Source organism: Kineosporia sp. R_H_3 (genome assembly GCF_002198675.1).
GTDB lineage: Bacteria > Actinomycetota > Actinomycetes > Actinomycetales > Kineosporiaceae > R-H-3.
Genome location: NZ_MWLL01000145.1, coordinates 1 through 10,675, shown reverse-complemented (window position 1 = coordinate 10,675; position 10,675 = coordinate 1). Strand labels below are relative to the sequence as shown.

9 protein-coding genes, 1 tRNA gene and 1 other RNA gene are annotated in these 10,675 nt (G+C 74.4%); 8 read left to right on the top strand and 3 right to left on the bottom strand.

The features are described from left to right. Positions 1 to 1,405, bottom strand: a 1,405-nt coding sequence (locus ECOMGDLI_RS14670) for a DNA polymerase III subunit gamma and tau (RefSeq protein ID WP_198954863.1), incomplete at its 3' end; no start/stop codon positions are given. A gap of 157 nt (positions 1,406 to 1,562) precedes the next feature. Here ECOMGDLI_RS14670 and ECOMGDLI_RS14665 point away from each other — a divergent pair. From ECOMGDLI_RS14665 to ECOMGDLI_RS14630, 8 genes are all read left to right on the top strand, one after another. Continuing rightward, the gene (locus ECOMGDLI_RS14665) at positions 1,563 to 2,081 is read left to right on the top strand and encodes a helix-turn-helix domain-containing protein (RefSeq protein ID WP_088317568.1); all 519 of its coding nucleotides are present in this window, start codon (positions 1,563 to 1,565) and stop codon (positions 2,079 to 2,081) included. 154 nt (positions 2,082 to 2,235) lie between these two features. Beyond that, an RNA gene (gene ffs / locus ECOMGDLI_RS14660) (signal recognition particle sRNA small type) lies at positions 2,236 to 2,332 on the top strand. An 18-nt stretch (positions 2,333 to 2,350) separates the two neighbouring features. Continuing rightward, positions 2,351 to 2,893, top strand: a complete 543-nt coding sequence (locus tag ECOMGDLI_RS14655) for a GNAT family N-acetyltransferase (RefSeq protein WP_088317567.1) — start codon at positions 2,351 to 2,353, stop codon at positions 2,891 to 2,893. Continuing rightward, positions 2,893 to 4,026: an FAD-dependent oxidoreductase gene (locus ECOMGDLI_RS14650; protein ID WP_088317566.1), complete on the top strand. Its 1,134-nt coding sequence runs from the start codon at positions 2,893 to 2,895 to the stop codon at positions 4,024 to 4,026. The genes ECOMGDLI_RS14655 and ECOMGDLI_RS14650 overlap by 1 nt, the downstream gene beginning before the upstream one ends. A 21-nt stretch (positions 4,027 to 4,047) precedes the next feature. Continuing rightward, positions 4,048 to 4,530 (top strand): NUDIX hydrolase, encoded by a 483-nt coding sequence (locus ECOMGDLI_RS14645; RefSeq protein WP_088317565.1) that lies wholly within the window; start codon positions 4,048 to 4,050, stop codon positions 4,528 to 4,530. Positions 4,531 to 4,647: 117 nt separating this feature from the next. Then, the gene (locus ECOMGDLI_RS14640) at positions 4,648 to 6,294 is read left to right on the top strand and encodes an FG-GAP repeat protein (RefSeq protein WP_088317564.1); all 1,647 of its coding nucleotides are present in this window, start codon (positions 4,648 to 4,650) and stop codon (positions 6,292 to 6,294) included. Between the two features lie 131 nt (positions 6,295 to 6,425). Continuing rightward, entirely contained in the window at positions 6,426 to 6,809 is a 384-nt protein-coding gene (locus ECOMGDLI_RS14635) for a RidA family protein (protein WP_088317563.1), read from the top strand. A gap of 173 nt (positions 6,810 to 6,982) precedes the next feature. Beyond that, complete coding sequence (locus tag ECOMGDLI_RS14630) at positions 6,983 to 8,416, top strand: glycoside hydrolase family 16 protein (RefSeq protein ID WP_088317562.1); 1,434 nt, start codon at positions 6,983 to 6,985, stop codon at positions 8,414 to 8,416. 139 nt (positions 8,417 to 8,555) lie between these two features. On the opposite strand, the gene ECOMGDLI_RS14625 is transcribed toward ECOMGDLI_RS14630, so the two are convergent. After that, a tRNA-Ser gene (locus tag ECOMGDLI_RS14625) sits at positions 8,556 to 8,640 on the bottom strand. 893 nt (positions 8,641 to 9,533) lie between these two features. Further along, on the bottom strand, positions 9,534 to 10,528 hold a 995-nt coding region (locus ECOMGDLI_RS36820), incomplete at its 3' end, for an RNA polymerase sigma factor (protein WP_369812752.1). Positions 10,529 to 10,675 lie beyond the last annotated feature (147 nt).

Sequence of the window (10,675 nt, the reverse complement as noted above, 5' to 3'; positions counted from 1 at the left end):
GGGCCGCCGGCTCGTCGACGCGCGCGGCAGGGGCGTCGGGGGTGACCGGCGACGCGGCGGCGGGTGCGTCGTCCGGGGTCTGCGACCGCTCGACGACCGGCGCCGGACGCTCGACGGGGGCGGGCTCGGCGGGGCGCTCGGCCGGTCGCTCGACCCGGGCCGCCGGGCGCTCGACAGGCGCCCGCACGGGCTCGGCGCGGTCGGCCCCGCCGACGGGCGACGCGAGCGGCATCCCCGGGGTGACGACGCCGAGGCGCTTCTCGATCCGGTCGACGCGGGCGCGCAGGCCGCGCTCGGTCTCCTCGGCCGCGGGAAGCAGCAGCCGGGCGCAGAGCAGCTCGAGCTGCAGCCGCGGGGACGTCGCCCCGGTCATCTCGGTGAGGGCGGCGTTGACGACGTCCGCGGCCCGGGAGAGCTCGGCCCGACCGAACCGGCCGGACTGCTCCTGCATCCGGCGCAGCTGGTCGGCGGGCAGCGCGCGCAGGACGGCGTGGCCGCCGTCCGGCACGGCCGCGACGACGAGCAGGTCGCGCAGCCGCTCGAGGAGGTCCTCCACGAAGCGGCGGGGGTCGTGCCCGGACTCGATGACCCGGTCGACGACCTGGAACACGGTCGCGCCGTCCCCGACCGCGAGCGCGTCGACGACGTCGTCGAGCAGCGTCGCGTCGGTGTAGCCGAGCAGCGAGACGGCGAGCGGGTAGGTGAGGCCCTCCGGACCGGCGCCGGCGATGAGCTGGTCGAGCACCGAGAGCGAGTCACGCACGGAGCCCGCACCGGCGCGGACGACGAGCGGCAGCACGCCCTGGCCGACCTCGACGTCCTCGGCGGTGCAGAGCTCGGCGAGGTAGTTCTGCAGCCGCTCCGGCGGGACGAGCCGGAACGGGTAGTGATGGGTGCGGGAGCGGATCGTGCCGATGACCTTGTCGGGCTCGGTCGTCGCGAAGACGAACCGGATGTGCGGCGGCGGCTCCTCGACGATCTTCAGCAGGGCGTTGAAGCCCTGCGTGGAGACCATGTGCGCCTCGTCGATGATGAAGACCTTGAACCTGTCCCGCGCCGGGGCGAAGACCGCGCGCTCGCGCAGGCTGCGGGCGTCGTCCACGCCGCCGTGGCTCGCGGCGTCGATCTCGACGACGTCGAGGCTGCCCCCGCCGCCGCGGGCCAGGTCACGGCACGAGTCGCACACCCCGCACGGGGTCGCCGTCGGCCCCTCGGCGCAGTTGAGGCAGCGGGCGAGGATCCGCGCGCTCGTCGTCTTGCCGCAGCCGCGGGGCCCGGAGAACAGGTAGGCGTGGTTGATCCGGTCCTTGCTCAGCGCCGCCATGAGCGGACCGGTGACGTGCTCCTGGCCGATGACCTGGGCGAACGTCTCCGGCCGGTAGCGGCGGTACAGAGCAGTGGACACGCGCAGCACCCTAACCCCGTCGTCGGACATCGCGGGGCGGCGTCCACAGGAGGGCCCGACGACGTCTTACGGCGCGCTCCGGCACGTCACTGACGGCTATCGACGATCCGCGATATCTACATTGCGCTATATCGACGATCCGCTATATCGTCGCCTCATGATCGAGCAGCTCGCCGCCCGCCTCCTCAAGGAGGCACGCACCCGGGCCGGCCTGTCCCAGGTCGAGCTCGCCCGCCGGGCCGGGGTGACGCAGAGCGTCATCAGCGCCTACGAGTCGGGCAAGCGGCAGCCGGCGCTGCCGACGCTCGTGGACCTCGTGCGTGCCTCCGGGATGGACCTGGTCCTCCAGGTGGAGCCGGTCCCCGCGCACCGCGGCCCGCTCGGCGGGCCGCTGGGGCGACGCGTCGAGGAACACAGGGAGGCGTTGAAGGCTGCCGCTGCCGAGCACGGGATCACGAACCTGCGGGTCTTCGGCAGCGTCGCCCGGGGTGACGAGGGGCCGTCCAGCGACGTCGACCTCCTCGCCGACTTCGCGGACGACGTGGGCCTGTTCGCGGTGGGCCGGGCTCGGGCCGCGCTCGAGGGGCTCCTCGGCGCAGAGGTCGACCTCGTCCCCGAACGTGCCCTCAAGGACGACGTCCGAGAGACCATCACCCCGGAGCTGATCGCGCTGTGAACTGGCGGGGCACGCGTCGGATACCGGACATCGCCGTCGCGGCAGCAGGCGTGACAGGGCTGCTCCGAGCCACCGCACCCCCGCCGTCCGACGACTCCGCCGGCGCCACCGACCCGACGGACAGCGCGCCGTCCGCGGGCGTATAGAGTGTTTGCCAGACCCCTCGTGCGGCGTCATCCCGCTGAACTCCCCCAGGGCCGGAAGGCAGCAAGGGTAGGCAGGCTCTGGCGGGTGTGCGGGGGGTCCTTTCTGTGCCGGGAGGGTTCGGGATGACGGCGACTCCGCGACTGCTGACCGGGCGCCTCGCGCTCGACCCGCTCCGCGTCGAGGACGCCGAGGACATGGCCGTCGTGCTCGCCGGACCCGCGCTGTACACGTTCATCGGTGGTGAGCCGCCGTCCGTCGAGCGGCTCCGCGACCGGTTCGGCCGGATGATCGCGGGGCCCAGCCCGGACGACGCCGGCCAGGTCTGGCACAACTGGACGGTCCGGCTGCGGGCGCCCGGCGACGAGCCGGCCGCCGGCCCGGCGGTCGGGACCGTGCAGGCCACGGTGACCCCGGCGGGGGCGACCTCGGACGTGGCATGGGTCGTCGGCACCGGGCACCAGGGCCTCGGGCTGGCCACCGAGGCGGCGACGGCGATGGCCGGGTGGCTGCTCTCGACGGGGGTCCGCAGGCTCGTCGCCCACATCCACCCCGAGCACGCAGCCTCCGCGAAGGTAGCGCAGAGGATCGGGCTGCTCGCCACGGGCACCTTCGACGACGACGGCGAGCAGCTGTGGGCCCTCGACGGCCCGGACGAGGAGGCGTGATGCGGGTCGCGGTCATCGGTGCGGGCGCGTGGGGGCTGCCGACGGGCGCCGAGCTCGCCGCGCGCGGTCACGACGTCACGGTGCTCGACGCGTTCGGCGTCGCCAACGCGGCGTCCTCGTCGTCCGGCCCGACCCGGATCTGGCGGCTGGCGCACATGGAGCGGGCCGACGTCCGGCTCCAGCAGGAGTCCGTCCGCGCCTGGGCGAGCGTCGAGCAGCGGGTCGGGCGACCGCTGCGGACGACGTGCGGGCTGCTCTGGCGCGACCGGCGCGCGGACCGGCTCGCCGCGTCCGTGGAGGCCGAGGGCGTCGAGCACACCTGGGTGGACGCCGCCGACGTCGGCCGGTTCTTCCCCGGCCTGCGCCCGGACGGCGTCGACGCGGTCTGGCAGCCCGAGGCGGGCGTCGTCCTCGCCTCCGACTCGCTCGTCGCGCACGCCGGCCTGCTCGCCGACGCGGGCGGCCGGCTCTCGACGGGCTCGTGGGTGCGGGCGCTCGACCCCGGGCCGGACGGCGTCCGGCTCACGCTCGGCGACGCCCGCCCCGGCACCGCCGGGCCGACGACCGGCACCCTCGACGTCGACGCGGCGGTCGTGGCCGCCGGCCCCTGGGCGCAGCCGCTCCTCGACGCGCTCGGGGTCGGCGTCCGGGTGCTGCCGGCGCTCGGCCAGGTGACCCACGTGACCGGGCGGCCCGACGCCGAGGCCCTGCCCTGTCTGCTCGACGGCTACCAGGACCCGGCGGACGGCGGCGACTCCGGTGGCGTCTACGCCATGCCGACGCCCGGCCTCGGGTACAAGCTCGGCTTCGGTGCCGCGCTGCGCCCCTTCGACCCTGCCGACACCGACCGCACCCCGAGCGACGACGAGCGGGCCCGGATGCTGCGCTACGTCGAGGGCCTCGGCTTCGACGCCCCCGTCGCCGGCCCGAGCCAGGTCTGCACGTGGACCGACTCCCCCGACGGCGACTTCGTCATGGACACCGTCGCCGACGGCCGGGTCGTCGTCGCGACCGGCGACACCGGTCACGGCTTCAAGTTCAGCGCCGTCGCGGGGCGCTGGCTCGCCGACCTCGTCGAGGGCCGTGACGTCGGGCCCGACGTCGACCGGTTCCGGCTCTCCCGGTTCGTCTGACCTCTACGCCAGGATGAGCGCATGACACAGCAGACCCGGCTGGCTGCGTACGGGGTGTGCGAGGTCGACGGGCAGGTGCTGCTCGCGCGGTACGTCGCACCCGACGGCAGCACGTGGTGGACGACGCCCGGCGGCGGGGTCGACCACGGCGAGGACCCGTGCGACGCCGTCGTCCGCGAGCTGCTCGAGGAGACCGGGTACGACGTCGTCGTCGACGAGCTCATCGGTGTCGGCTCGCACTTCGTCCCGGCCGCCGAGCGCTTCGACCACGCCCGGTTCGGCGACCTCCATGCCGTCTTCCACTTCTACCGTGTGCACGTCGTCGGCGGCACCCTGCGCCCGGAGGTCGGCGGGTCGACCGACATCGCGCAGTGGCACCCGATCGCCGACGTCCCGACGCTGCCGCGCGCGGTCAACCTCGAGATGTCCATGGACCTGCACCGCCGCCGCCCGCCGACGGGCCGGGCGGAACCGGTCGTCGTCCACGGGCTCCTGCACCACTGAGATCCGCACAGGGTCAACGAACCGCCCGGAGAAACCAGCCTGCCGGGTCTCGATCATGCGGGTGCCGGGGCTCTAGGGTGTGCGAGCCCAGGTGGGGGACGGATTCAGGGGGTCAGGGTGCGACGCAGGACGACGGCACTGGCGGTGATCGCGCTCGTCGCGACGGGAGCGGGCCTGCTCACGGCGCCCGGCGCCTCGGCAGCGGGGGTGCTGACCTTCACCGTGACCCGCGAGGGCCACACGGTGAAGCTCTACCGCGTCGCCACACCACGGACCGCTGTCACCGGCACCGGCGCCACCCGGGCGGACTTCGACGGTGACGGTGTCGACGACCTCGCGAGCACTGCGGCGGGAGCGGACACCTCGGCCCTGTACCCGCACGGCGAGATCGTCATCGTCAAGTACTCCTCCACCGCGGCGAACGACGTCCTGGCCGCGCAGTTCGGGAACGGCTCGTTCGGCGACACCCTGGCAGCGGGGAACTTCGACGGGGACCGCTACGACGACCTCGTCATCGGTGCCCAGTCCGAGCCCGACAGCGCGACCGACGCCGACCAGGCCGGCGGGGTCTGGGTCGTCCCGGGCTCGGCCTCGGGGCTCGACCTCGCCCGGACGGTCCATGTCGACCAGGACACCCCCGGCGTTCCTGAAGGGTCGGAGCCCGGAGACACGTTCGGCGCATCGCTCGCGACCGGCGACCTCACCGGGGACGGCCGGGACGACCTCGCCGTGGGCAACCCCGCCGAGGACCTCGGCACCGCCCGCAACGCCGGCACCGTGACCGTGCTCAAGGGCAGCGTCTCCGGCCTCACGACGACCGGCGCCGTGCTGCTCCACCAGAACCTCAGCTGGGTCCCCGGCGCCGCAGAGACCGGCGACTCCTTCGGAGCCGCCGTCGCCATCGGACGCGTCGACCGTGGCGCGAACGCGGACCTCGTCATCGGCACCACGTGGGAGAACGGGGACGCCGGGATGGTGACGCTCGTCCGCGGCGCCGCGGGCGGCGTCTCGACGACGGGCGTCACCGGGGTCACCGGCACCGCCGCGGCGGCTGCCCACGGCGACCCGCAGACCGTCTTCAACCACTTCGGCGGCCGGCTCGCGATCGGCGACACGACGGGCGACGGGCTCGGCGAGGTCGTCGTCGGAGTGGGCGGGACGAACATGACGACGAGCACCACAGCATTCCTGGGCTGCGGAGCCGTCGTCGTCCTCGCCGGGCACACCACCGGGTTGTCCGCGTCGGGACTGCGCGTGCTGCACCAGGACAGCCCGGGCGTCCCCGGCACCCGGGCGAGCGGGGACGGGTTCGGCACGTCCGTCAGCGCGGGTGACGTGACCGGTGACGGTCGGGCCGACGTCCTCGTGGGCGTCCCGGGCGAGCACATCGGCAGGCTCGGTGGTGGTGGCGCCGTGGTGCTGCTGCGCGGCGCCGCCTCCGGACTGACCGGCACGGGTTCGCAGCTGTGGAGCCAGGCGTCGACTGGGGTCCCGGGTGCCGCCGAGACCGGCGACGCCTTCGGTGTCGACGTCGCCCTCCTCAACCTCGACGGCAGGGGCGGCCTCGACGCCGCCGTCACCGCACCCGGTGAGCAGCTCGACACCGACCCGTCGTTCCTCACCGCGGGATCGGTGACGACCTTCACCGGCAGCAGTGCGGGGTTGGTTCCGCGGGTGGCGTTCACCGGGGCGAGCTTCCGGACGGCGGACTTCCGGGTGATCGACTACGGGAGGGCGCTCGTGGAGCGGGAGAGCGCGATCTAGCGGCCCGCAGCCTGCGGCGAGACGGGCGGTGACCGGTCCGACGGACGTCGATCACGACGCCCGCGCGCCCGGGACCGGTTGCGGTCCAAGGGCTCCTGCACCACTGAGGCACGAAGGCGTACCGTCCGGGAATGACCAAGCAGATCATCACGACCCCGGCCGCCCCGTCGTCCCCTCTCTACAGCCAGGGCGTGCGCGTCGGGTCGACGATCCACGTGTCGGGAACGGTCGGCATCGACCCGGTGACCGGGCAGCAGGCCGGCCCGACGATCCAGGAGCAGACGCGGCAGGCGCTGCGCAACTGCTCCGCGATCATCGAGGCCGGCGGCGGCACCCTGGCCGACGTGGCGCACGTGACGGTGCTGCTGACGAACCCCGCCGACTTCGCCGGGATGAACGAGGCGTACGCCGAGGTCTTCACGAGCGACCTGCCGACGCGGGCCGTGGCCAGGCTCGGGGTCGACCTGCCGGGCGTGCTCGTCTCGATCATGATGACGGCCCACGTCGACGACTGAGGCGCAGCCCGACACGTCGACCGGCGGGCTCTCGATCATGAGCCGGCTCCGGTGCGCGCAACGATCGGTACCCGCAGACGGTTGACTGCACAGAGGCGCTGGGAGACAGTCGATCCACATCGAGAGAGCGCTCTCCCGAGCCGGGGGAGGGTCCTCAGGAAGCGCGGGTCGCCATGTCCCCTCTGCCGTCCTCCTCCCCACGCCGAGCCACCCACCTCCGCCCTGTCCACCTCCGACACCTGCTCGCGACAGCCGCGGCGCTCGCCCTGGCCGCGACCACCCTCGTCACCACCAGCGGGCCGGCGCAGGCCAGCGCGCCCTCGGTCCCGGCGGGCTGGACCCGGGTGTTCCTCGACGACTTCACCGGCGCGGCCGGCACCGGGGTCAGCAGCGCCCGGTGGCAGTACACGGTCGGCACCTCCTACCCCGGTGGGCCGGCCGCCTTCGGCACCAACGAGATCGAGACGATGACCTCGAGCACGACGAACGTCGTGCAGGACGGCGCGGGCCGCCTGCTCATCACCCCGCGGCGCAGCGCGTCGGGCGCCTGGACGTCGGGCCGGATCGAGACCGTGCGCTCTGACTTCCAGCCGCCGGCCGGAGGCACCTTGCGGGTCGACGCCCGGATCGCCCTGCCGAACGTCACCGGCGCCGCCGCCCGAGGGTACTGGCCGGCGTTCTGGATGCTCGGTGCACCGTTCCGCGGGAACTACTGGAACTGGCCCGCCGTCGGCGAGCTCGACGTCATGGAGAACGTGCACGGGCTGAACACGACGTGGGCGACCGTGCACTGCGGCGTCAACCCGGGCGGGCCCTGCAACGAGACGACCGGTCTCGGTGGTTCGGTGACCTGCCCGGGCGTGTCCTGCCAGGCCGGGTTCCACGTCTTCGCCGTCGAGTGGGACCGGTCCGTGACGCCGGAACGGATCCGGTTCTCGGTCGACGGCCTCGTCTACAACACCGTGACGAGCAACCGGGTCGACGCCGCGACCTGGCAGGCGGCGACCGGTCACGGCTTCTTCGTGATCCTCAACGTCGCGATGGGCGGCGCGATGCCGGACGCGTTCGGCGGCGGGGTCACCGCGTCGACGGTCCCGGGCGCGTCGATGATCGTCGACTACGTCCAGGTCCTCCAGCGGGGTGCGACGACCCCCGCACCGACCCCGACGCCGACGGGGACGGCCCCCACCGGTACCCGCAACGCCTACGCGACGATCCAGGCCGAGTCGTACGACGGCCAGTCGGGGACGGCGCTCGAGACGACGAGCGACAGCGGAGGCGGCCAGGACGTCACCTCGCTGTCGAACGGCGACTGGCTGCGGTTCCGCGGCGTGGACTTCGGCACCGCACCCGCGACCCAGTTCCTCGGCCGCGTCGCCAGCGGCGCCGCCGCCGGCATCAGCGGGCTCGTCGAGGTCCGGCTGGACGCCGTCACCAGCCCACCCGTCGCGACGTTCGCCGTCGCGGACACCGGCGGCTGGCAGAGCTGGCGGACCGTCCCGATGAACATGACGCCCGTGACCGGCAGGCACGACGTCTACGTCACGTTCACGAGCGGGCAGCCGGCTGCGTTCGTGAACCTCAACTGGGTGACGTTCGGGCGCTGAGGTCTGCGGGCCGAGGGCCGCTGGGCGGCGGAGGATAGGGGACCCCGTCGGGCTCGTCCCTCGCCCTCCTCCTCAAATCACTCTGCCCAAATGCGACGTCGGGCCCCCGGGAAGAACGCCCGGGGGCCCAACGTCGCAGCGGAGGATAGGGGATTTGAACCCCTGAGGCTTTTACACCAACACGATTTCCAATCGTGCGCCCTAGGCCACTAGGCGAATCCTCCGTCGGCGAGTCTACCCAACGTCAGGGGGTGCCTCGTGCCGGTTACCGCAGGGGCGACGGACCGGGCGCTACCCCCGGGTGCACCGCTGCACGGTGACCGCGGTCTTGCCCGAGTCCTTGCCGTACTCGTCCTGGACGACGACCTGGACGACGTCCGTCCCCGCGACGGACCACTCGCCGATCGAGCCCGTGAGGACGTTGCCGTCCCGGCTCAGCCGCACCCGCTGCGACGTCTTGCCGCCGTCCGGCGACCAGGACGCCGTCCCGGTGACCTTCCCGGAGGCCTTGACGAGGACGACGATCGTCGTGGTCGTCGGCGTGCACCCCGCCGCGCCGACGGGCGCGGGCAGGAACACCGACCCCGGCGAGGCGGACACCCGCTGGATCACCGGCCCCTCCGGGGCGGGCGGGCTCGACGTGGTCGTCGTCGTGGTGGTCGTCGTCGTTGTCGTGGAGGTCGAGGTCACCGGGTCGGACGACGTCACCGGGTCCGTCGTCGTGGTCACCGAGGTCGTGGTCGTCCGGGAGGTCGGTGCCGTCGTCGTGGTCGTCGTCCGGCCGCCTGACGTCGCCGGGCCCGTCGTCGTCGCACCGGACGGCGTGACGCCGTCCGCGGGGGTCGTCACGCCGGCGACCGGCCCGGAGGAGGTCGGGCCGCTCGGGGACGTCGCCACCACCTGGACCGACTCCGGCCCCGGGCGCAGCACGGTGAACGCACCGGCACCGCCCAGGGCGAGCAGCAGCACGCCGGCGGCGACCGCGAACGACCGTGCGCGGCCCCGGCTGCGGTGCGCCCCGGCCGGGGCGACGTCCGGCATCGGCGGGCCGGCCGCGAGCAGCACGGCACCCCCGGCGGCGACGACCGGCCCGGCCGGCGGGGGTGCCGTGCTGCTNGCGACGACCGGCCCGGCCGGCGGGCCGGCGACGACGCGGCGCACCGGCTCGGCCACCTGCTCGGGGAACCCGTCGGCCTGCCAGGACCAGGTGTCGAGGTCGACGTCCGGGTCGGACGGGCCGGTCGCGCCCCAGGCAGGGGCGGGCGTCCCGCCCGGGCCGATGCTCGCCACGAGCCGGTCGTGCAGGTCGACGGGCAGCAGGACGGCCGGCGGCAGCAGTGCGGGAGCCAGCCGCTCCATCGTCACGAGCCGGGCCCGCTGCTGGCCGCAGCGGGGGCAGCCCTCGACGTGCCGGGACACCTTCGAGCGGACGTCGAGCGAGAACTTGCCGTCCCAGCTCTCGAGGAGCCGGTCGAGAGCGTCGCAGTCCCGCCGTCCGAGCCGCGCGACGAGCAGCGCGCCCATGCAGCGCTCGAGCCGGTCGCGCATCCGGGAGAGCAGGACGGCGGCGTGCCCCGGCGTCACGCCGAGCGCGGCGGCGAGGTCGGCGGTGTCGAGACCGCCGCGGACGTTGAGCTCGAGCACCTCGCGGTCGCGCTCCTGGAGCCCGTCGGCCGCCGTCCACACGAGGTCGGCGAGCTCGCCCCGGGACGCCTCGACGTCCGCGGGCGCGGCGTCGTCCGCGAGCCGGCCCGTCACCTCGCCGCCCGCGTCGTCGTCGAGGGAGCCCCCGTCGTGCCGCCGGGACCGGTGCACGGACGCCGCCTCGTTGCGCAGGATCGCGAAGAGCCAGGCCCGCAGCCGGTCGGGCTCGCGCAGGCCCGCGACCCGCGGCGCGGCGCGCACGAAGGTGTCGTGGACGACGTCCGCGGCGACGGTGCGGTCGCCCAGCAGCCCGACCGCGGTCCCGAACAGAGGGGTGGCGAACCGGCGGTAGGCCTCCCCGAACGCGAGCGGGTCACCCGCGGCCCAGGCGCGGGCGAGGTCGGCGTCGGGCACGCCGGCGGGGTCGTCGGCGAGCGGCCTGCCGCCGCTGCCCGGACGATCCACCATCCCTGACCTCCCCGAGTCGGTGCTGTCTCCACACCGGGAAGACGGCCGACGACCCGGATCATTACACCCCCGTTCGGGGGACCCCGAGGCCGCCTCGAAAAAAGTTTGGGCCGGGGTGTAATCACGCAGCCCCTCCCCCGTCTCCCC

What these genes read in the sequence shown, in the direction of transcription:
- ECOMGDLI_RS14665 (WP_088317568.1), top strand. Translation starts at nt 1,563, where the DNA reads ATGATCGAGCAGCTCGCCGCCCGCCTCCTCAAGGAGGCACGCACCCGG.
- ECOMGDLI_RS14655 (WP_088317567.1), top strand. Translation starts at nt 2,351, where the DNA reads ATGACGGCGACTCCGCGACTGCTGACCGGGCGCCTCGCGCTCGACCCG.
- ECOMGDLI_RS14650 (WP_088317566.1), top strand. Translation starts at nt 2,893, where the DNA reads ATGCGGGTCGCGGTCATCGGTGCGGGCGCGTGGGGGCTGCCGACGGGC.
- ECOMGDLI_RS14645 (WP_088317565.1), top strand. Translation starts at nt 4,048, where the DNA reads ATGACACAGCAGACCCGGCTGGCTGCGTACGGGGTGTGCGAGGTCGAC.
- ECOMGDLI_RS14635 (WP_088317563.1), top strand. Translation starts at nt 6,426, where the DNA reads ATGACCAAGCAGATCATCACGACCCCGGCCGCCCCGTCGTCCCCTCTC.
- ECOMGDLI_RS14630 (WP_088317562.1), top strand. Translation starts at nt 6,983, where the DNA reads ATGTCCCCTCTGCCGTCCTCCTCCCCACGCCGAGCCACCCACCTCCGC.